Consider the following 20374-nt stretch of genomic DNA (forward strand, 5'->3'; position numbering starts at 1 on the left):
TGCCCCTAGCTTACGCTGGGCGGGCCGGCCAGCAAGTGGCTAATGGTCGCTATGGCTGCACACGCGTCAAACGCCAGGGCAAGGCGCGGCGCAGGGTTTTCAGGTGGCCGCGCAGCTGCGCCAGCGAATGCGCCTGGCCGGCGTAGCGCTGCGCCTCGAAGGCCGCGGCAAATGCGCGTATGGCCGAGGCCTGGGCGGGCAAGGCCTGGGCGGCGCGCTCGGCATAGGCGCGCGGGCCTTCCCCCGGCAGACGGCTGAGGCCGTGGCGCGCCAGCAATCGCTCGAAACGGCGGAAGATGCGCCGCTGCACATCCCGTTCCCGCTGCCAGGGCTTGAATAGCCAGAGCGCCAGCAGGCCGAGCAACAGCGCACCACCGCCGACCAGGCTCAGTGCCAGGCTTTGCCCATCGATACGGCCCAGCCAGCGCTGCAGAAAGGCCAGCTGCTGCGCACTCTGATAGCCCAACACCCAACGCTGCCAGCCATAATTGAGGTTGTCCCAGCCCATGCGCAGCTGGTTCAGCCAGCTCAGCTGGCGATAGCGCAGCGGCGACAGCGGCGAGCCCTCGAGAAAGCTCTGTTCTCCGGCCAGGGCCTCTTCCAGGCCCATCTCGATACGTTCCGGAGCCACCTGAAAGGTTGGATCGACGCTGACCCAGCCGCGCCCCGCCTGCCAGTATTCGACCCAGGCATGGGCATCGAACTGGCGCACCTGCACATAGTTGCCCGCCGGGTTGTACTCGCCGCCCTGATAACCGGCCACCACCCGCGCCGGAATCCCCGCCGCGCGCAACACAAAGGTCATCGCCCCGGCGTAGTGAGCGCAAAAGCCGCTGCGCGTGTCGAACAGGAAGTCGTCGATATTGTTCTGCCCCAGCGGCGGCGGCCGCAGGGTGTAGTGAAACGGCTCACGGTTGAAGTGCTCGAGCAGGGCCTGCACCAGCTGCTCGGGCTGGGCATGCTGGCGCTTGAGCTCGGCCGCCCAGGCGCGACTGCGCGGCTCACCCTGCGCCGGCAGCTGCAGGGTGCGATTCAGGCCACCGGCCACCTGTTGCGGTTCGCGCAGCGCCTCGGGCCAGGAGCTCACCTGATAGATCAGCGAGCGCTCCACCGGCAAACGCCGTTGCAGGCGAAAATCGCTCATCTGTTGAGTCTGCTCCAGGCTGGTTTCGGCCACGTCCAGGGCAAACAGCCAGCGCTGCGAGCTGGGTTGCATCACCACGCTGTAGCGCAGGACCTCGCCGCGCTTGCTCCAGCTTGGCGCGGCAGCCTGCTGGGTAAAATTGGACTGCGACCAGCGCCGACCGTCGAAGTGCTCCAGGGTCAGGGCGCGCCAATAGAGCTCGCTGCGGTCCGGGGTGGGGCCGGCGAAACTGGCGCGGAAGGCCAGCTCCGGCGAACGGCTCAACTCGGCGATATCCGCCGGGGTCATGCTGTCGGCCAGGCCGCTGGTGCTCTTGTCGCTGGGCACCGGCAATGCCCACAATGGACCCAGGCGCGGAAAGAATACAAACAGCAGCAGCATCAGCGGCAACGCCTGCAACAGCAAGCCGCCGGCCAGGCGCAGGGTGGGCCAGGGCTGGGTGGCCAGGCTGCTCTGCTGCAGGCCGATCATCGCGGCCAGCAAGGCGGTGACCGGCAGCAGGCTGAACAGCGCCATCAGCATGCTGTCGTCGAACAGGTAGGCGGTAACCACGGTAAAGAAGCCGAGGAAAATCAGCACCAGGGCATCGCGCCGTGTGCGCATCTCCACCAGTTTGAGGACAAAGGCGGCAATCAGCAGCACCACCCCGGCGTCCAGGCCGATCAGGCTGCCGCGGGACATCAATACCCCCAGCACCGCCGCCAGCATCAGCCCGGCCTTGGCCCAGGCATTGGGGTAGCCGGCGCGCATGCGGAAGATCTGGATGCGCCAGCCGGCGCAGCCCAGCCACAGGGCGACGATCCAGAGCGGCAGGTGGCCAAGATGGGGAAGGATGACCAGCACCTGGGCCACCAGCAGCCAGGTCAGGCTGATCCGCGGAATACCGCCGCCCCGACTCATGCCGGCTCACCGAACAGCGCCAGGGCGCGCAGACAGGCCTCGCGGTGCTGCTCGCCGCTGTCGGCGGCCAGCAGGCAGCCCGGCAGGCTCAGGGCAAAGGGCTGCTGCCGCGCGGACAACTGCAGCACCCAATGGCAGAGCAGCGACAGCCGCGCCTCGACATCGCCGCCCAGGGCGGCGAAATCCAGCAGCGGATCGCGGCCGCTAAGGGAGGCGAAGTCCTTGACCAGCAAACCCTGGCCACGGGAGTAGGCCTTCCAGTGCAGGCGGCGTTTGGAGTCGCCGGGCTGGTAAGTCTTCAGGCCCTGGTAGTCGTCCACGCCCTGGCCATGGGCGCGGCTGCCCTCCTCCTGATCCTCATTGGCTCCGGCCGCCAACGGCAGATCGCCCTCGATAGGGCGCGGGTAGACCAACAGCGCCAGGTCCAGATCGACCCAGCTCCAGGCCACCAGAATCCCCAGCGGAAAGCGGCTCTCCACCCGCAGTCGCCCTGGGCGCAACCAGCCGCGACGCAGCGCCGGCAGGCTCAACTGGCATTCGCTGAGGCCCAGGGCGGCGACATCCAGGGTCTGCAGCTCGGCCGGCGGCCAGCCCAGGCTGATCGCCTGATGGGCCCGCGCGCTGCTCTCCAGGCGCACGCGGAAGCGGGCATGCTCACCGACAAACACCGCCGGCGCGCTGCCCGCCTTGAGGATCAGGCCGGCCAGGTTGCGGTAGGTATGCAGAATCGCCACCACGAATACCGCGGCGAGCATAAAGGTCAGGCCATAGGCCAGGCTGTTCTGGTAATTGATCGCGGCCAGCAGCATCAACACCAGGGCCAGGAGAAAAGCGCCGCCAACCAGGCTGGGGATGATAAAGATGCGCCGCTGGTTCAGGCGCACGCTGGCGGCCGCCGGAATGCGCCGGGCCAGCCAGCGCTGCCAATGGGATTTGAGCCGACCGCTCAAAGCGCCGGCACCTCAAGCAGCAGCCACTGCACCAGGCTGCCGCCGCCATGGCCGGCAGGGTCGGCGCGCTCGCGCAAACGGTGACCGACCACCGCAGGCAGCACCGCCTGGACATCTTCGGGGATCACATAGTCGCGCCCGGCGAGGAAGGCCCAGGCTCGCGCCGCCGCCAGCAGGGCCAGGCTGGCCCGCGGTGACAGGCCCCAGGCGAACTGTGGCTGGCTGCGAGTGGCCTCGACCAGACGCAGCACATAATCGACCAGAGCATCGCTGGCGCGCACCTTGGGCACCTCGGCCTGGATCAGGGCCAGCTCGCGGTGATCGAGAATCGGCTCCAGGCGCGGCAATAGGGAGCGCCGCGAATCGCCCAGCAGCAGCGCCTTCTCCGCCGCCTTGCCCGGATAACCGAGGGACAGGCGCATCAGAAAACGATCCAGCTGCGACTCCGGCAAGGCGAAGGTGCCGCCCTGGCTCACCGGGTTCTGCGTGGCGATCACGAAGAAGGGCTCGGGCAGCGGCCGAGTCGCGCCCTCGATGGTCACCTGGCCCTCCTCCATGGCTTCGAGCAGCGCACTCTGGCTTTTCGGCGTGGCCCGGTTGATCTCGTCGGCCAGCACCAGCTCGGCGAAGATCGGCCCCGGATGAAAGACGAACTGCCCGGTGTCCTTGTCGAACACCGAGGTGCCGAGAATGTCCCCGGGGAGCAGGTCGGAGGTGAACTGGATACGCTGAAAACTCAGGCCCAGCACCCGCGCCAGGGCCTGGCTGAGGGTGGTTTTGCCCATGCCGGGCAGGTCCTCGATCAGCAGGTGGCCCTCGGCCAACAGACAGGTCAGGGCCAGTCGCACCTGCGCCTCCTTGCCCAGCAATACCTGGTTGACCGCCTGCAGCACTGCTTCCAATTGGGTGCGCATCTATTACTCCTTCCAGTCCGAGTTCGGATGCTACTGCGCCGCGTTGCCACGGCATAGCCGCTGGAAATCTTTACTGACGAACTTGTGAGCCCTGTATTGATCCAGGCCACTTCCCTGCCTCCCGGGTTGTGTAGGCTTGGGGTTGGACAATTCTGGAGCAGCGAATGCAAGCCCCATCAGCCAATGACTGGCACGCACAACCCGCACAACACAGCCTGGACCAGCTCGCCAGCTCCGAGCAGGGCCTGAGCAGCATTGAGGCCGAACAACGCCTGAGCCGCCACGGCCCCAACCAGTTGCCCCGCCAGCGCGCGGCAGGCCCGCTGCGCCGTTTCGCCCGGCAGTTTCACAACACCCTGATCTATGTGCTGCTGGGGGCCAGCCTGGTCACCCTGGCTCTCGGCCAATGGCTGGACAGCGCGGTGATCTTCGCCGTGGTGCTGATCAACGCCACCGTCGGTTTTGTCCAGGAAGGCAAGGCGCAACAGGCCATGCAGGCGATCCAGCGGATGCTCAGCCTGGACAGCCGAGTACGGCGTGACGGCACTGTCCACAGCATCCCCGCCGAACAGCTGGTGCCCGGCGATCTGGTGCTGCTGGAGGCCGGCGACCGCGTGCCCGCCGACCTGCGCCTGCTCGACACCCGCGACCTGCGCATCGACGAGGCCGCCCTGACCGGCGAATCCCTGCCGGTGGACAAGGGCCGCGCCGCGGTGGATCACGCCGCCAGCCTGGGCGACAGAATCTGCATGGCCTACTCCGGCACCCTGGTCAGCGCCGGCAGCGGCAGCGGCGTGGTGGTGGCCACCGCCGGGCACACCGAGCTGGGCAAGATCAGCCATATGCTCAGCGCGGTGGTCAGCCTGCAGACGCCCCTGCTAGCGGATATGGCGCGCTTTGCCCGGCACCTGACCTTGCTGATCCTCGGCCTGACCCTGCTTACCTTCGCCTTCGGCGTGCTGCTGCGCGGCTACAGCCCCGAGGCGATGCTGATGGCCGCCGTCGGCCTGGCCGTCGCGGCTATTCCCGAAGGCCTGCCGGCGGTGCTGACGATCATTCTCGCCCTGGGCGTGCAGCGCATGGCCAAACGCCGGGCGATCATCCGCCACCTGCCGGCGGTGGAAAGCCTCGGCGCGGTCACGGTGATCTGCTCGGACAAGACCGGCACCCTGACCCGTAATGAAATGACCGTGCAGCAGGTATTCACCGCCGCTCACCACTACAACGTCGACGGTGTCGGCTATGCGCCCCAGGGCAGCATTCACTGCGATGACGGCCAGCTCTGCCAGCTGGACGCCTCCGTCGATCTGATCGAGCTGGCGCGCGCCGGCCTGCTGGCCAATAACGCCAGCCTGCGCAGCAGCGAGAACGGCTGGAGCATCAGCGGCGACCCCACCGAAGCCGCCCTGCTGACCCTGGCCGGCAAGGTCGGCCTGGAGCTGCAGCATGAGGCACGCAACCTGCCGCAAGTCGACACCATCCCCTTCAGCTCCGAGCAGCGCTGCACCGCCAGCTTGCACCATGACCACGCCCACCACGGTCTGATCTATATGATCGGGGCCCCCGAGCGCCTGCTCGAAGTCTGTAACCGCCAATGGCGCGACGGCCGCCCCGAACCGCTGGATCCACGCCACTGGCACCAGGCGCTGGACAGCGGTGCCAGCCAGGGTCTGCGCATGCTCGGCCTGGCCATCCGCCCGCTTGGCCAACCACAGCAGAACCTCGATTACCAGGACCTCGGCGGCGACTACGTGCTGCTCGGCCTGGTAGGCATGCTCGACCCGCCCCGCGAGGAAGCCATTGCCGCCATCGCCGAGTGCCACAGCGCCGGCATCGCGGTAAAGATGATCACCGGCGACCATGTCGGCACCGCCAGCGCGATTGCCGCGCGGCTGGGCCTGAAGGGCACAACGGCCCTGACCGGAGCCGAGCTGGATCAGCTTGACGATGCCGAACTGGACCGGCGGCTGGCCGACACCAGCGTCTTTGCCCGCACCAGCCCGGCGCACAAGCTGCGCCTGGTTGAGCGCCTGCAGGCCGGCGGTGCGCGGGTGGCCATGACCGGCGACGGGGTCAACGATGCGCCGGCGCTGAAACGCGCCGACATCGGCGTGGCCATGGGCATCAAGGGCACCGAGGCGGCCAAGGAGGCGGCGCAGATGGTGCTGGCCGACGACAACTTCGCCACCATCACCCACGCCATCGAAGAAGGCCGGGTGGTTTACGACAACCTGAAAAAATCCATTCTGTTTATCCTCCCCACCAATGGTGGGCAGTCCATCACCCTGCTGGCCGCCATCGCCCTGGGCATGACCCTGCCGATCACCCCGCTGCAGATTCTCTGGGTCAATATGATCAGCGCCGTGACCCTGGCCCTGGCGCTGGCGTTCGAGCCTGCCGAAGAAGACCTGATGCACCGCCCGGCACGGGATCCGGCGGCCCCGCTGCTCAACGCGCAACTGCTCTGGCGCGTGCTGTTTATCGCCGTGCTGATGACCCTGGCCAGCGTCGGCCTGTTCCATCTGTCCCAGCAACAGGGCTGGAGCCTGGAAGCCAGCCGTACCCTGGCGGTCAATGCGATCGTCGCCTGTGAGATCGGTTATCTGTTCAGCAGCCGCCGCCTGGAGGCCCCGGCATGCTTTGGCTGGCGCGATAACCCGATGATCTGGAGCATGGTCCTGCTGATTGTCGCCCTGCAGCTGCTGCTCAGCTACGCGCCGGCCTTGCAGGGCCTGTTCGCCACCAGCGCCCTGCCCCTGGAAGCCTGGGGGCTGTGCCTGCTGCTGGCGGCGGCGGTATGCGCGCTGGTGGAGCTGGAGAAGTACCTGTTACGCCGGCTCAAGGCCCGCTAGCAGCGCAGCGGAACGGCCGCTGCAGGTCGCAAGCGGCTTTACAAGCGAAAGTGCCCAGCCATGTCCTGCAGCTCACGGCCCAGGTCTGCCAGTTGAATGCTGGAACTGGCGGACTCGTCCATGGCCAGGGCGGACTGGTCGGCGATATCGCGAATCGAGGTGACGCTGCGGCTGATTTCCTCCGCTACCGCCGTCTGCTGTTCGGCCGCGGCGGCAATCTGCTGGTTCATCTCGAAAATCTGACTGACTGCAATGGCGATTCCCGCCAGCGCCCCTTCGGTCTGGTTGGCATCCTGCACGGTCTGCGCCACCAGCACGCCACTCTGGTGCATATCCTCCACCGAACGGCGGGTGCCCTCACGAAGGGTGGCAATCAGCCCTTCGATTTCCGTGGTGGACTGCTGGGTACGCCGGGCCAGTGCGCGCACCTCATCGGCCACCACGGCAAAGCCGCGGCCCTGCTCCCCCGCCCGCGCCGCTTCGATGGCCGCATTGAGCGCCAGCAGGTTGGTCTGCTCGGCCACGCTCTTGATCACATCCAGCACCGAGTCGATGCGCTGGGTGTCCTGGCTGAGCCGTTCAATGCTCTGGGTGGTGGTCTGCATGGCGCTGGCCAGCTGGTTGATCCGTGCCAGGGTCTGCTGCACCACGGCCACGCCGCTGTTGACCCGGCGATCCGCCTGCTCGGTGGAAGACGCCGCCGCCTCGGCGTTACGCGCCACCTCATGCACGGTGGCGGTCATCTCGCTCATGGCGGTGGCGACCTGATCGGTTTCCACCTTCTGCCCATTGACCCCCAGGCGCGTCTGCTCGGTGCTGGCCGACAACGACTGCGCGGAGGCGGAAATCTGCATCACCCCGCCCTGCAAGCGCCCAACCATCTCGCGCAGGTTGCTGGACATGCCCTGCATGGCTGCCTGCAACTGACCAATCTCATCGCCACGCTGCACCTCGATACGCGCGCTTAGGTCGCCGTCGGCGATGCGCCGCGCCTGCTCGATCACCTGTTTCAGTGGCCGCACGATCAACAGGGTGATGGTCAGGGTCGCCAACAGGCCAATCAGCAGCGCCAGCGCCGTGGCCAGCACAATCAACCAGGTGCTGGCCTGCAACTGCCCTTGCAGGCTTTCCTTCTGTCGCCCATAGGCCTGATCGACCAGTTGCAAAATGCGCTCGGCCTGTTGCACCAGGTTCTGATATTCGCGTTTTTGCTCTTGCAGCAGCACGGTGTATTCGCTGAGCCGCTCATTGAAGGAATTGACGTTGCCGATCACCTCGGCCAGCACCGCGGCATAGCCGGGATCGTTCATCGCATCGCGCAACTCGCCCGCCAGGGCCTGGGCGTCGGCGGCTTCCTGAATCACGGTCGGGGTTGCCTCGCCACTGCTGCGGCTCTGCTCCAGCAGCACGCGGGCCTTGTCGAGGGCACGCAGCAACAGCTGATGCACCTGGCTGATCTGCCCGGCCTGCAGCACCGACTCACCGCCCTGCTGACCCTGGCTGTTCTTGAGCATGTCGACGCCATCTTCGGCCAGGCCATCCTTGAGCAGATCGAGGCTGTTGGACGCACTCACCACCAGCCAGGTGGCGGCCTCCAGCGACAGGTGCATCGCATCGCTCTGCTCGGCATAACGATCGAACGCCGCGCGGTACGCCGTTATGGCATCGGCCACCTGATCCAGCCCCGCCCGCTCGTCCGCCGGCAACAGCGCCTGCAGTGCGGCGCTGGCTTCGAGAATCTGCTGGGCCTGTTCGTGCAAGCGGGTGGCGTGCTGTTTATCGCCGCTCAGGGCAAAATCCTGCTCGCTGCGGCGGATCTGCAGCACCTGGCTATTGATCGCGCTCATGCGCTCCAGCAGCGTCGAGCGCGCACTGACGTCCTGCAGCGCCAGAAAGCCGGTGGCCGCCACCAGCGCCGTGAGCGCCAGAACAATGCCAAAACCCGACGCCAGTTTGCTCGCCGTGCTGAAACTGGCGACTCGCCGCTGCACCACAGTCCACATAGCTCCCCCAGCCGAATGACCACAGGCCAGCCCGCTGCTGCCTGTATTCCAGGTTGGCAACATAGGAGCACAGCCGTGCTGGCGACAAGCCAGCAGGCAGGCACCTGGTGCTAACAGCTAAACGGAGGTCGCTTTTGCGCTGATTCGTGCAGGTAGACGTGGCTGCGGACAGCCACGGCCATCAACCGGGGCGGCGCATTTCGAAGGTGTCGCGGGTGCGACTATAGGCCGTACCGCCCAGACGCCCGACCAGGTCGAGCTTGGCGGCATCGATACGGCCCTGCTCGTTGAGCACCGCATCGTCGATATGCGCCAGCAGCACCTCGGCGAAGATCAGGTGGCAGTTCGCCGCAACCGGCGGATACGGCAGGATCTGCGCCACCTTGCATTCAAACGCCACCGCCGCGCCGGCGACCCGCGGCGGCGCAATGCGCTGCGACGGCAGGCTGGCGATGCCGCAGTGTTCGAACTCGCTGATGCCGTAGGGCAATACCGCGGCGCTGGCATTCATCGCTTCGGCCTGGGCGAAGGACACCAGCTGAATCACCAGCTCGCCGCTGGCCTGGACATTCAGCAGGGTGTCCTTGAGGCCGTCATCGGCGCGGTGATTGACGTTGACCAGCAGGGTTGCCGGGTCATCGCTGATCACCTGAAAGAAGCTGAACGGGGCCAGGTTGCTGACCCCGTCGGCCGACAGGCTGGAGACCCAGGCAATCGGCCGCGGGGTGATAGTCGAGGCCAGCCAGCGGTAGCGTTCAAGCGGTTCAAGCGCGTTGAAATCCAGCTGCATCAGCGACCTGCTCGCGACTCACGGATATAGAAACGCGCCCGCTCGGACTTGGCCGTGCAGCCCTTGTAGCCTTCGAACTGTTGTTGGGTCTTGGCCGCCGTCAACAACGACAGGGCCTTGGAATAACTCACGGTGCCGGCAAAGCCTTCGGCCTTGGCGATATCCAGCTCGTGCCAGGCGGCGTCCAGCTGAGTGGCGCAACTGTTGCGGTAAGCGGTCTTGCCCGCACAACCGCTCAGTACCAGGACCAACACGGGTAACACTATCCACAATTTCATTACCTGACTCCTAGGAAGAAAAGAACTCGGCTTAGCCGTTTGCTATGACGCCGATTTTGGGCAAAAGTGCCCGGTTCTAGCGGGTGCCACGCTGTTGCAGAAACTCCACCACGGCGGCCTGTTCGCCGACGAATTCGATGCGCCCGGCCTTGTTCTCGCGCTGAAACTCATACATGGGATCGTAGTACTCCACCAGCAGCGCTTCGATCCAGCCGCGATGGGTGTCCACCCCGCTGCCCGCCGCCTGCTCCAGCAGGGCCTGGTCCATGATCGCCGCCAGGCGCTGGTAGCGTTCGCCGCCCAGACGCTTGAGGATATTGCTCAGGCTCTGCTGCAAACGCTCGGCATAGGCCTTGAAGCCCTCTTCCTCGCCCAGCAGGGCGATAAATTCGCCGCTCAGGTCGACCACATAGTCCTTGAGAATGCGCTCAGTGCGCCCTTGCAGACTGTCTTCCAGCCAGACCAGGGGAAAGGCCTGCATGCCCTGGTACAGCTCCAGCGGCAAGGAACAACGACCGATGATCCGCCCTTCGTCTTCGAGCACGAACTGCTCGAGACCGCCGGCGCGCTTTTTCAGGATGTCGACGGCCAGGGCGTTCTCGAAGTCGATCTGTGCCGGCTGGGCGGTGGCGCGCTTGCCGAAGCTGGAACCCCGATGGTTGGCATGTCCTTCCAGATCCAGGCTATTGGCCAACTGGGCGATCACCTCGGTCTTGCCGGTGCCGGTCATGCCGCCCACCAGGACGAAATCGCACTGGGCCACCGCCTGCTCGGTGGTGTCCAGCAAAAAGCTGCGCATCGCCTTGTAGCCACCGATCACCCGTGGATAGTCGATGCCCGCCTCCTCCTTGAGCCACTGCTGGACGATCTGCGAACGCAGGCCGCCGCGAAAGCAGTACAGGTAACCCTCGGGATTGGCCCGGGCGAAATTCGCCCAGGCCTCGATGCGTGCGGCCTTGAGCGGGCCGGACACCAGTTGATGGCCCAGCTCGATAGCCGCCTGCTGGCCTTGCTGCTTGTAACAGGTACCGACCCGCTGGCGCTCGTCGTCATCCATCAACGGCAGGTTGATTACCCCGGGAAATGCGCCCTTGGCGAACTCCACCGGCGCGCGGGCATCCATCATCGGCGTGGCGTTGAGAAACAGGCTGCGGTAGTCGCTGCTGTTGTCGCGCATCAGAGCACCTCGACCGCGTATTGCTGTCGTTCGAGCAACTGACCTATGGGTTCGAGGGACAAGCCCAGCTCCGCAGCCACAGCAAGGAACTCGGCCTCGCCTTCCGGCGTAACCGCCACCAGCAAACCACCGCTGGTCTGCGGGTCGCACAACAGCTGTTTGTGCCGTTCGCCGAGCGGCGCGATCTTCTCGCCGTAACTGTCGAAATTGCGCTGGGTGCCGCCGGGCACGCAGCCCTGCTCCAGGTAATAGTCGACCCCGGGCAGGCGCGGCACCCGGGCGAACTCGATGCGCGCGGTCAGGCCGCTGCCATCGGCCATCTCCACCAGATGGCCGAGCAGGCCAAAACCGGTGACATCGGTCATGGCCATGACCCCGGCCAGCTTGCCGAAGCGCGAACCAGGCTTGTTCAGGGTGCACATCCAGTCCCGCGCCAGGCCGACATCCGCCGGGCGCAGCTTGGCCTGCTTCTCGGCGGTGGTGAGAATGCCGATGCCCAGGGGTTTGCTCAGGTACAGTCGGCAGCCGGCGGTGGCGGTGTCGTTGCGCTTCATATGGCGCTTGTCCACCAGGCCGGTGACGGCCAGGCCGAAGATCGGCTCGGGGGCATCGATGGAGTGGCCGCCAGCCAGGGGAATGCCGGCCTCGTCGCAGATCGAACGGCCGCCGCGGATCACTTCACGGGCCACTTCCGGGGCCAGCAGATTGACCGGCCAGCCGAGGATGGCGATGGCCATCAGCGGGTCGCCGCCCATGGCGTAGATATCGCTGATGGCGTTGGTGGCGGCGATACGGCCGAAATCGTAGGGGTCGTCGACGATCGGCATAAAGAAATCGGTGGTCGATACCACCCCGCGCTCATCGTCTATGGCATACACCGCGGCATCGTCACGCGAGGCATTGCCCACCCACAGCTTGGGGTCGAGGTTCTGCGCGCCACTGCCGGCCAGGATCACCTCCAGCACCTTGGGGGAAATCTTGCAGCCACAGCCAGCACCGTGGCTGTACTGGGTCAAACGGATGGGCTCGCTCACGGGATCGCTCCTAGGGTCTGTTGCCATTTCATTCACGGCCGCGCCGGAGCCTGTTTTAGCGCGAGGCAAGGCACGAGACACGAAGTTTGTTCAGCACATCCATGTGCTTCACCCCTTCGGGGCTACGCGCAAAAACGCTCCTGGCGTTTTTGTGGTTGTTCCAAATGAGTGTCGAGAAACGCAGTATCGCGCTAAAACAGGCCCGGCCCTGCGGGTTACGCGGGAAATGGCCCCCGCTGTTGTTGCAGGACTTGGCAAGGGAATAACCATTACCTGCGTCCTGCGCCTAACCGGGGGCCATTTCTCGCGGCAACGTGGCTCGCGATGAAACGGCAACAGACCCTATACCTCGACAAGCGGCGGATTCTAGCAAATCGCGCCTTGGCGGCGGGCATTACGGCGCGTATGTTCGAACGATTGAGGTATTTGGAGAGGTTTTATGAGTAAGCGCATTGCGCTGGTGCTGGGTTCCGGGGGGGCGCGCGGTTATGCGCATATCGGTGTCATCGAAGAACTGGAGGCCCGCGGCTACGAGATCGCCTGTATCGCCGGCTGCTCCATGGGCGCGGTGGTGGGCGGCATCTATGCCGCCGGCAAGCTCAACGAATACCGCGACTGGACCCAGAGCCTGGACTATCTGGATGTGCTGCGCCTGCTCGATGTGAGCTTCCGCCTGGGGGCGATTCGCGGCGAGAAGGTGTTCGGCAAGATCCGCGAGATCGTCGGCGAAATCAATATCGAAGACCTGTCGATCCCCTTTACCGCGGTGGCCACCGACCTGACCAACCAGCAGGAAATCTGGTTTCAGGAAGGCTGCCTGCACCAGGCCATGCGGGCCTCGGCGGCGATTCCCAGCCTGTTCACCCCGGTGGTCCAGGGCAAACGCATGCTGGTCGACGGCGGCCTGCTCAACCCCCTGCCCATCGTGCCGGTGGTCTCCAGCCACTGCGACCTGATCGTGGCGGTCAACCTCAACTCGGCCAACCCGCTGTCCTACGAACTGCCTATCATTGAGCGGCCACCGGCGCTGAAAGGCCGCATCGACCTGCTGATGAGTTCGCTGGGCTCACGCCTGCCCAACTTCAAATGGAAGTCCGCCACCGATGACGAACTGCTGCTTCTGGAAGACCAGTTGCAGCCCCAGGCCGCCGAAGCCATGAACCCCTGGCAGCAGCATGCGCGCAGCAGCGACGGCAAGGCCGCGCCGAAATCCGCCAGCGGCTCACGAGTGGCCGACCTCAGTGGCCCGGCCTCGCTGCTGGAGCTGATCAACCAGAGCTTCGAGGTGATGCAGACTTCGCTGGCGCAGTACAAGATCGCCGGCTATCCACCGGATATCCTGATCAACGTACCCAAGCGCGTGTGCCGCTTCTTCGAGTTCTACAAGGCCCCCGAGCTGATCATGCTCGGCCGCCAGATTGCCAGCGACACCCTGGACAGGTACGAACGCGGCGAGCGTTGAACAGACGACTGCGGGCCTGTGGCTGACCAGGCCCGCCGCGTCTTAGCCGTTGGGCGACTGCACGATGGCCGCGGGTGCCTTGTCCGCCACCCAGTCGCTGAGCAGGCTATAGGCCACGGCAAGCAGGGTCGGGCCGAGAAACAGGCCCATAAAGCCGAACGCCAGAATGCCGCCGAACACCCCGAGCAGCACCACGATCAGCGGCAGATTGCCGCCACGGCTGATCAGGTAGGGCTTGAGGATATTGTCCACCCCGCTGATCACGAAGAAGCCCCAGATCAACAGGAAGATCGCCATGCCCAGTTCGCCCTGGGAGAACAGCCAGATCACCACGGGTCCCCAGATCAGCGGCGGCACCATAAACAGGCTGAAGGCGAAGGTGAGAATGCCAAGGATCAGCGCACCGGGCACGCCGGCAATCATAAAACCGACCCAGGCCAGCAACGCCTGCGCCGCCGCCGTCCCGATAACACCGTTGACCACCCGTTGCACGGTACCCGCCACCAGCTCCAGATAGTGCTCGGCACGGTCGTCGATCAACCGTTCCAGCAGGCTGTGAGCAAAAGCCGCCAGGCGTGGGCCGTCGCGGTAGAAAAAGAACACCAGCACCAGGCTCAGGGCCAGCTCCAGCATGCCTCCACCGATCTGCGCGCTGCGTGCCAGCAACCAGTTGCCGACCTGGCCGAGATAGGGCCGCACGGTGGCAAAGAAGGCCGCCCCTTGCTGATCGATGGTCAGCCAGAAGCTCGCCAGGCTCTCGCCCAGCAGCGGCACGCCGGCCAGCCAGGCCGGGACCGGCGGCAGGCCTTCGACCTGGAAATCCTTGAGCAGTAGGGTGAGGTCCTTGATGTGATCGGCCAAGTTGAAACCCAGCATCACCAGCGGCACGGCGACCACCACGGTCCAGGTCAGGGTCAGCAGCCCCGCAGCCAGGGCCTGGCGGCCGCCTAGCAGACGGGTCAGCACGCGCATTACCGGCCAACTGGCGAAGGACAACACCGCGGCCCAGAACAGCGCCGACCAGAACGGAGCCAGCACCCACAGGCTGGCACCCAGCAAGCCCAGCAGCAGAATCTGCACCAGCAGACGATCGTTATTGGCCACGTTTACAGCTCCATACCCCAGAAAAAACGAGAAAAGGCTCTGCGCACATGCGCAGAGCCTTTGCAGATATACCCCATCCAGCGGCTAGCGCAACACGCTGACCCGCAAACCGCTAACGTCGGCATCGCCCAGCTCCAGGCGGGCGGTCCGCACCCGCTTGTCGATCAGCGCGATACGCCAGGCCTCGGCAGCGCTGCCGGCCAGGCTGACCCGCAAGGTACTGTCGAGGTTGAGGCTGCGGCTCAGCAGCTCCACCCAGGCCTCGCTCGGCTCGCTCTGTTTGGGCAGGCTCAGCTCACCGCTCTCGCGCAATTGCCGCAGCAGGGTGGCCGGGGTCGGCAGCACCTCGCCTAGCGGCGCATCGGCGCTCAGTAACTCGGCGTGCAGATAGGCGCGGCGATTGCCGCGGGTGATGCTGTACAGCGCCAGCAGGCTGTCCTGACGCGGCTCGGCCAGGCGAATCAGCACATAGGCCTGTTGGTCGTCCGAACCCGTCAGGGTGGCGTTATCGAACACCGAGTTGGCCCACAGGCTGCTGGAGCCGCATTCGCGGCCCTCGCACCAGTAAAGCAGTTCGGCCTGCTGTGCCTGCAAGGCCTCGCGAGCCGCGCGAAACACCTCATTGGCCGAATGGCTGCGCGGCAGTTCATAGGTCAGCGCGGTGAACGCGCCCTGGGCCGCCACCTCGCGCTCGTAACGCAACTTGCCGCTGATCCGCCGGATAGCGCCCTGGGGATAGATCCGCTCCTGCTCCGCCACTTCCCTGAAGCCGACAATCTGACTGCCGGGAAAGCGCTGAAGCACCTCCAGATCACGGCTGCCGGCGACATCGGCGGCCCACAACGGCGCGCTCAGGATCAGCAGCGCCACGGCGCTGAAACAACGCATAGAGCGCCTCATTGCATCAGCATCGACTGGGCGGCCTTGACCACCTTGTCGCCTTCTTCTTCGCGCCGCGGTATCAGCAGGCCGCGCTGCACCGCCGGTCGCCCGTCGAGTGCCGCCATCCAGCGCTGCAGGTGCTCCAGGCCCTCGACCGAGACGCCGGCCCAGTCATGGATACGCACCCAGGGGTAGGTGGCGATATCGGCGATGCTGTAGTCATCGGCCAGGTACTCGGATTCGCCCAGGCGGCTGTCGAGCACTTCATAGAGGCGACGGGTTTCGTGCTGGTAACGGTCGATGGGGCCCTGCAGTTTTTCCGGAAAATAGCGGAAGAACACATTGGCCTGGCCCTGCATGGGGCCGACCCCGCCCATCTGGAACATCAGCCACTGGATCACCCGCGAACGGCCCTTGGCATCGCTGGGGATCAACTGGCCGGTCTTTTCCGCGAGATAGAGCAGAATCGCACCGGACTCGAACACGGCGAAGTCGTCGTTGTCGCGGTCGACTATGGCCGGGATGCGGCCATTGGGGTTGATCTTGAGAAAGGCCGGGCTTTTCTGCTCCTTCCTGTCGAAACTCAGCGCATGCACGCTATAGGGCAGTTGCAACTCTTCCAGCGCAATAGACGCCTTATGGCCGTTGGGAGTGGCAGCGGTATACAGGTCGATCATGCGAATCTCCATGGCTATCGACCACACCTTTCCCCAGTTGCCTTGGCTAAGTCAAGGCACGCCCAGGAAAGCTTTGAAACAGTCTGCGACCAGCTCGGCCCCGGCTTCGTCGTCCAGATGCAGGTGATGGCCGCCGGGCAGCGTCGCGACCTCCATCGGCAAGCCTTCGAGCAGCGCAGCAATACTCGGCTGGGCATGCAGCATGCCCTGCTCGGCCATCACCAGTTTGACCGGGCACTGCAGGGCCTGGACGAAGGCCTGGGCGTGGGCGCGGGTCAGGCGCAACGGCGACGGCAGGGTCAGGCGGCTGTCGGTGCGCCAGGTGAAGCCGCCAGGCACCGGCATCAGGCCTCGCTGGGCCAGCAGTTCGGCGGCCTCAAAGCTGACCGCGCCGACCCCGCGCATACGCGCCTGCACCGCCCGTTCGAACTCGGCATACACCGGCTTGCTCTTGCCGGCCAGGGCCAGTTGCGCGCGCAGCGCCTCGCCGAGCTTCTGCGGGGCCGTGTCGGGCTCCCCGGTGTAGGGCATCAGGCCGTCGATCAGGGCCAGACGCTCGACGCGCTCGGGCATGGCACCGGCCAGCAGCACCGAGACAATCGCGCCCATGGAATGGCCGAGCAGGGAAAAGCGCTGCCAGCCGAACTGCTCGGCCACCTGCAGCACGTCGTGCACGTAATCCCAGATGGCATAGCTGCCCCCTGGCGGGCGGTGATCGGAATGACCATGGCCGGCGAAATCCAGGGCGACGATGCGCAGCCCCGGCAGTTTCGGGGCCAGGCGAGTGAAGCTGGCGGCGTTATCCAGCCAGCCATGCAGGGCGATCACCGGCACGCCGTCCTCGGGACCGTATAGATGGGCGGCAAGTTCGGTATGCGGCAGACTGAGCCGCACCTCTTCAAAATTCAGGCTCATGCGCTGTGCTCACTTGTGTGCTGTCCAGCCCAGCGCCGGAACAGCTGCTTGAGCAGTTCGGCGGTGTCCTGGGGACGTTCCAGGGGAAACATATGGCCGCCCGGCAGGGTCAGGTATTCGCCTTGCGGCACCCGTCGCACCAGATGCGCATGGTGCGGCAACACCACCCGGCTATGGCGGCCGCGGACCATGGCCAGCGGCACCTTCAGCTGCTGCGGCCGCCCGGGGGTGGTGTGCGGCACGCTGCGGTAGATGCTGATCTCGGTGGCCGGATCGAAGCGCAGACGCAGGTTATTGCCCGATGCCTGCAGGCCGTGCTGCACATAGGCTTCCAGGCACTCCGGGTCGAAGCGGCGGAACAGCCCCTTGGCGGCGAAATAGCCGCGCGCCTCGGCCAGGTCGAGAAATTCCTCGCGCCGCCCCAGGGTGCGCCCGGCCGGGGTGATGCGGTCGATAAAGCCGAAGCGCTTGGCGGCGCGAATCACCAGGCGGTCGGCCAGGGTCAACACCGGCGAATCGAGCATCACCACCCCGCGGTAAAGCTCGGGGCGCTTGAGCGCCGCGTGGTAATGCAGCACCCCACCCAGGGAATGACCCACACCCCAGACCGGCTGCGGGGCCTGTTCGAGGTGATGGATCAGTTCATCGACCAGGTTGCCCCAGTTGTCGTTCACCGGAAACCGCGGGTCATGACCATGCTGCGCCAGGTGCTGCACCTGGTAGTCAGGGGCCAGGGCGCTGAACAGCTTGCCGTAGGTGGCCGAAGGAAAGCCGTTGGCATGGGCGAAGAACACGGACTGGGTCATGGCGCTGGCTTATAAGAAGAGGTCTTGAGGATTGTCCGGCAGGCACCGCCACACGGCAATGACAAAACGGCCAGTGAATGACGGCACTATGGCCAAAGCTGATGGGAGGCCCGCCAGACTGGGTAGCACTGGCGGCTTTGCTCCGTTTAACGCTGTGCCGGACCCTTCTCGCCCAGCGGCACTATGGCCATGGTCAGGCGCGAGATGCAGCTGGGTTTGCCGTCCTCGCCGCTCAGACGGATATCCCAAACGTGTGTGGTGCGGCCCAGGTGCACGGCGCGCGCGACCGCCGTCACCCGGCCGCTGCGCAAGCCGCGCAGGTGGTTGGCATTGACCTCCAGGCCGACGCAGTAGAACTTGCTGCTGTCGATGCACAGGTAGCTGGCGGTGGAGCCCAGGGTTTCCGCCAGCACCACCGATGCGCCGCCATGCAGCAGGCCGTAAGGCTGATGGGTGCGCGGATCGACCGCCATGCTGGCGCTGATGGATTCGTCGTCGAAGGACTCGAAACGAATATCCAGCTGTTCGCCGATGGTGTTTTTCAGGGTTTCGTTGAGTTGCTTGAGATCGGGGATTTGCTGCCACAGGGCCATGGTTATCCAGCTCCTTGGTGGGGATAAGGCCGGCCAGGCCGGCCGGCAGGTTGAATCAGTCGTGCCAGAGTACCGCCTCGCTACGCTCGGTCCACTCGGCGAAACGCTCACCATAGGTACCCTCAACCACGGCGCGTTTGATCTTCAGGGTTGGCGTGAGAAAGCCGTTGTCCACCGCCCACACCTCCTTGACCAGGACCAGACGCTGCAGACGCTCATGCTTGTCCAGGCGCTGGTTGACCTCGGCGAGCAGGGTCTTCAGGCTGTTTTCCAGCTCGCCACGGGCCTCACCGCGGGCCACCTCGGATAGCACGCAGAGCGCCATGGGCTGCGGCATGCCATCGCCCACCACACAGACCTGTTCGATCCGCGAATGCTCGGCCAGACGGTTCTCGATGGGGGCTGGAGCGACATACTTGCCCTTGCTGGTCTTGAAGATTTCCTTGATCCGCCCGGTCAGGCGCAGATTGCCCTCGGCGTCCTGCTCGCCCTTGTCGCCGGTGCGCAGAAAGCCATCGGTGGTGATGGTTTCCGCGGTTTTCTCCGGGTCCTTGTAATAGCCCTGCATGGTCGCACCGCTGCGCACCTGAACCTCGCCATCCTCGGCGATGCGCACTTCCACGCCAGGGCTGTTCTGACCGATCCAGCCCTGCTTGAATTTGCCCGGCCGGCACACATGGGAATAACCGCAGTTTTCGGTCATGCCGTACACCTCAAGCACATCCAGGCCCAGGCGCTGATACCAGTTGAGCAGCGCTTCGGGCACCGGTGCCGCGCCGGACAGGGCGTAACGCACCGCATCCAGGCCCAGGCCGACCAGCACCTTTTTACCGACGATGCGGCCGATGATTGGCAGCTTGAGCAGGAAATCCAGCTTCTCGGCCGGCATCTTGCTGTAGACGCCCATCTGGAACTTGGTCCAGATCCGCGGCACGCCGAAGATTACCGTTGGCCGGGCGCGCTTGAGGTCCTCGAGGAAAGTCTCCAGGCTTTCGGCGAAGAAGATCGTCAGCCCCGAATAGATCGACGCCAGCTCGACAAACATGCGCTCGGCCACATGGCACAGCGGCAGATAGGACAACACCCGGTCATTCTCGCCCACCCCGAACAGTTCGGTGGCGTGGCTGGCGGCAAAACCGAAGTTGCTGAAGTGATGCATCACGCCCTTGGGCGTGCCGGTGGTGCCTGAGGTGTAGATGATGGTGGCCAGCTGATCGGCGGCGGGCCTGGGGTCGTCCTGAATCGGCGTGCAGGCCTGCAGGTCATCCCAGGTAAAGCTGAACTCGCCCTCGGGACGCAGGGGCAAACCAATTGTCGGCACATCCTGCGGCACCCCGGGGGCCATGGCCGGCCAGTCGTCCAGCTTGCCGACGAACACCAGCGCCGTCTCGGAATGGCGCAGCACCTGATTGACGGAGTCGGCGGTGAGATTGGGGTAGAGCGGCACCGAGACATGCCCGGCCATCCAGATCGCCAGATCGCTGATGATCCAGTGCGCGCAGTTCTTGGAGATGATCGCCACGCGGCTGCCCTGGGGCAGTTCCCGGCTGCGCAGCCAGTTGGCGGCGCGGCGCGCCTGCTCGCCGACCTCGGCCCAGCTCAGTTCCTGCAGCTGCCCGTCCGGCAGCGGCTGAACCATATAGCGTTTATGTGGGTGTCGTGCCTCGCGCTGGTAAAACATCTCCAGCGGCAAACGTATTGTTTCAGCCACAGGGTGCCCTCCTTTGTTGTTTTTGTGGAGCCGACCAAGCAATTGCTTGGTCGGACTATTCCACGCACAAAGGCGAGCCGCAAGAGGAGAAATGTTTCGGTGTGTAGTGGCGTTTGAGGGGGAAAGTAGCGACGCATCGGCCAGGAAAACAGCATGAGCGCCAGGGCGAGCATGCCGTTCGC

Annotated in this window: 17 protein-coding genes and 1 pseudogene; 2 read left to right on the forward strand and 16 right to left on the reverse strand. The window is 65.3% G+C overall.

Features of this window, described 5'->3' with window-relative positions; translation table 11 throughout:
• Nucleotides 1–49: 49 nt before the first annotated feature.
• The 3 genes from WMW70_RS09945 to WMW70_RS09955 are packed head-to-tail and all read right to left on the reverse strand — an operon-like array spanning nucleotide 50 to nucleotide 3908.
• Nucleotides 50–2044, reverse strand: a complete 1995-nt coding sequence (locus WMW70_RS09945; RefSeq protein ID WP_341437349.1) for a transglutaminase TgpA family protein — start codon at nucleotides 2042–2044, stop codon at nucleotides 50–52.
• The gene (locus tag WMW70_RS09950; protein WP_341437350.1) at nucleotides 2041–2994 is read right to left on the reverse strand and encodes a DUF58 domain-containing protein; all 954 of its coding nucleotides are present in this window, start codon (nucleotides 2992–2994) and stop codon (nucleotides 2041–2043) included. The genes WMW70_RS09945 and WMW70_RS09950 overlap by 4 nt, the downstream gene beginning before the upstream one ends.
• Nucleotides 2991–3908 carry an AAA family ATPase gene (locus tag WMW70_RS09955; RefSeq protein WP_341437351.1) on the reverse strand — a complete coding sequence of 306 codons (918 nt, stop codon included), beginning with the start codon at nucleotides 3906–3908 and terminating at the stop codon, nucleotides 2991–2993. Before WMW70_RS09955 ends, WMW70_RS09950 begins: the two co-directional genes overlap by 4 nt.
• A gap of 164 nt (nucleotides 3909–4072) precedes the next feature.
• On the opposite strand from WMW70_RS09955, the gene WMW70_RS09960 reads away from it, so the two are divergent.
• Nucleotides 4073–6760: an HAD-IC family P-type ATPase gene (locus WMW70_RS09960; protein ID WP_341437352.1), complete on the forward strand. Its 2688-nt coding sequence runs from the start codon at nucleotides 4073–4075 to the stop codon at nucleotides 6758–6760.
• A 38-nt stretch (nucleotides 6761–6798) separates the two neighbouring features.
• Here the strand turns inward: WMW70_RS09960 and WMW70_RS22100 are convergent, their stop codons facing one another.
• From WMW70_RS22100 to selD, 6 genes and pseudogenes are all read right to left on the reverse strand, one after another.
• Nucleotides 6799–7671 carry a methyl-accepting chemotaxis protein gene (locus WMW70_RS22100; RefSeq protein ID WP_445942135.1) on the reverse strand — a complete coding sequence of 291 codons (873 nt, stop codon included), beginning with the start codon at nucleotides 7669–7671 and terminating at the stop codon, nucleotides 6799–6801.
• A pseudogene (locus WMW70_RS22105) lies at nucleotides 7654–8826 on the reverse strand (HAMP domain-containing protein); the annotation flags it as partial. The gene WMW70_RS22100 and the pseudogene WMW70_RS22105, both read right to left, overlap by 18 nt.
• Nucleotides 8827–8944: 118 nt before the next feature.
• Nucleotides 8945–9553, reverse strand: a complete 609-nt coding sequence (locus WMW70_RS09970; RefSeq protein WP_341437354.1) for a flavin reductase family protein — start codon at nucleotides 9551–9553, stop codon at nucleotides 8945–8947.
• Nucleotides 9553–9831, reverse strand: a complete 279-nt coding sequence (locus tag WMW70_RS09975; protein WP_341437355.1) for a hypothetical protein — start codon at nucleotides 9829–9831, stop codon at nucleotides 9553–9555. The genes WMW70_RS09970 and WMW70_RS09975 overlap by 1 nt, the downstream gene beginning before the upstream one ends.
• A 76-nt stretch (nucleotides 9832–9907) precedes the next feature.
• Nucleotides 9908–11008 (reverse strand): tRNA 2-selenouridine(34) synthase MnmH, encoded by a 1101-nt coding sequence (mnmH, locus tag WMW70_RS09980; RefSeq protein WP_341437356.1) that lies wholly within the window; start codon nucleotides 11006–11008, stop codon nucleotides 9908–9910.
• On the reverse strand, nucleotides 11008–12042 hold the full coding sequence (gene selD, locus WMW70_RS09985) for a selenide, water dikinase SelD (protein WP_341437357.1): 1035 nt from the start codon (nucleotides 12040–12042) through the stop codon (nucleotides 11008–11010). The genes mnmH and selD overlap by 1 nt, the downstream gene beginning before the upstream one ends.
• 439 nt (nucleotides 12043–12481) lie before the next feature.
• On the opposite strand from selD, the gene WMW70_RS09990 reads away from it, so the two are divergent.
• Complete coding sequence (locus WMW70_RS09990; protein WP_341437358.1) at nucleotides 12482–13504, forward strand: patatin-like phospholipase family protein; 1023 nt, start codon at nucleotides 12482–12484, stop codon at nucleotides 13502–13504.
• Nucleotides 13505–13546: 42 nt separating this feature from the next.
• Here WMW70_RS09990 and WMW70_RS09995 read toward each other — a convergent pair whose 3' ends face one another.
• The 7 genes from WMW70_RS09995 to WMW70_RS10025 form a co-directional block, all read right to left on the reverse strand.
• Nucleotides 13547–14608, reverse strand: a complete 1062-nt coding sequence (locus tag WMW70_RS09995; protein ID WP_341437359.1) for an AI-2E family transporter — start codon at nucleotides 14606–14608, stop codon at nucleotides 13547–13549.
• A gap of 84 nt (nucleotides 14609–14692) precedes the next feature.
• Complete coding sequence (locus tag WMW70_RS10000) at nucleotides 14693–15496, reverse strand: DUF4892 domain-containing protein (RefSeq protein WP_341437360.1); 804 nt, start codon at nucleotides 15494–15496, stop codon at nucleotides 14693–14695.
• A gap of 8 nt (nucleotides 15497–15504) precedes the next feature.
• Complete coding sequence (locus WMW70_RS10005) at nucleotides 15505–16167, reverse strand: glutathione S-transferase family protein (RefSeq protein WP_341437361.1); 663 nt, start codon at nucleotides 16165–16167, stop codon at nucleotides 15505–15507.
• A 51-nt stretch (nucleotides 16168–16218) separates the two neighbouring features.
• Nucleotides 16219–17082, reverse strand: a complete 864-nt coding sequence (locus WMW70_RS10010) for an alpha/beta fold hydrolase (RefSeq protein WP_341437362.1) — start codon at nucleotides 17080–17082, stop codon at nucleotides 16219–16221.
• Nucleotides 17079–17888 carry an alpha/beta fold hydrolase gene (locus WMW70_RS10015; RefSeq protein ID WP_341437363.1) on the reverse strand — a complete coding sequence of 270 codons (810 nt, stop codon included), beginning with the start codon at nucleotides 17886–17888 and terminating at the stop codon, nucleotides 17079–17081. The genes WMW70_RS10010 and WMW70_RS10015 overlap by 4 nt, the downstream gene beginning before the upstream one ends.
• A gap of 146 nt (nucleotides 17889–18034) precedes the next feature.
• Nucleotides 18035–18481, reverse strand: a complete 447-nt coding sequence (locus WMW70_RS10020) for a hotdog fold thioesterase (protein WP_341437364.1) — start codon at nucleotides 18479–18481, stop codon at nucleotides 18035–18037.
• Nucleotides 18482–18536: 55 nt separating this feature from the next.
• Nucleotides 18537–20162 (reverse strand): AMP-binding protein, encoded by a 1626-nt coding sequence (locus WMW70_RS10025; RefSeq protein WP_341437544.1) that lies wholly within the window; start codon nucleotides 20160–20162, stop codon nucleotides 18537–18539.
• Nucleotides 20163–20374 lie beyond the last annotated feature (212 nt).

Source organism: Pseudomonas sp. XK-1 (genome assembly GCF_038069885.1).
Taxonomy (GTDB): Bacteria; Pseudomonadota; Gammaproteobacteria; order Pseudomonadales; family Pseudomonadaceae; genus Aquipseudomonas.

Bases quoted from the DNA above. Each gene is read 5' to 3' on its own strand.
- WMW70_RS09945 (WP_341437349.1), bottom strand. From the start codon at position 2,044: ATGAGTCGGGGCGGCGGTATTCCGCGGATCAGCCTGACCTGGCTGCTG.
- WMW70_RS09955 (WP_341437351.1), bottom strand. From the start codon at position 3,908: ATGCGCACCCAATTGGAAGCAGTGCTGCAGGCGGTCAACCAGGTATTG.
- WMW70_RS09960 (WP_341437352.1), top strand. From the start codon at position 4,073: ATGCAAGCCCCATCAGCCAATGACTGGCACGCACAACCCGCACAACAC.
- WMW70_RS22100 (WP_445942135.1), bottom strand. From the start codon at position 7,671: ATGCAGGGCATGTCCAGCAACCTGCGCGAGATGGTTGGGCGCTTGCAG.
- WMW70_RS09970 (WP_341437354.1), bottom strand. From the start codon at position 9,553: ATGCAGCTGGATTTCAACGCGCTTGAACCGCTTGAACGCTACCGCTGG.
- WMW70_RS09975 (WP_341437355.1), bottom strand. From the start codon at position 9,831: ATGAAATTGTGGATAGTGTTACCCGTGTTGGTCCTGGTACTGAGCGGT.
- mnmH (WP_341437356.1), bottom strand. From the start codon at position 11,008: ATGCGCGACAACAGCAGCGACTACCGCAGCCTGTTTCTCAACGCCACG.
- WMW70_RS09990 (WP_341437358.1), top strand. From the start codon at position 12,482: ATGAGTAAGCGCATTGCGCTGGTGCTGGGTTCCGGGGGGGCGCGCGGT.
- WMW70_RS10000 (WP_341437360.1), bottom strand. From the start codon at position 15,496: ATGCGTTGTTTCAGCGCCGTGGCGCTGCTGATCCTGAGCGCGCCGTTG.
- WMW70_RS10005 (WP_341437361.1), bottom strand. From the start codon at position 16,167: ATGATCGACCTGTATACCGCTGCCACTCCCAACGGCCATAAGGCGTCT.
- WMW70_RS10010 (WP_341437362.1), bottom strand. From the start codon at position 17,082: ATGAGCCTGAATTTTGAAGAGGTGCGGCTCAGTCTGCCGCATACCGAA.
- WMW70_RS10015 (WP_341437363.1), bottom strand. From the start codon at position 17,888: ATGACCCAGTCCGTGTTCTTCGCCCATGCCAACGGCTTTCCTTCGGCC.
- WMW70_RS10020 (WP_341437364.1), bottom strand. From the start codon at position 18,481: ATGGCCCTGTGGCAGCAAATCCCCGATCTCAAGCAACTCAACGAAACC.
- WMW70_RS10025 (WP_341437544.1), bottom strand. From the start codon at position 20,162: ATGTTTTACCAGCGCGAGGCACGACACCCACATAAACGCTATATGGTT.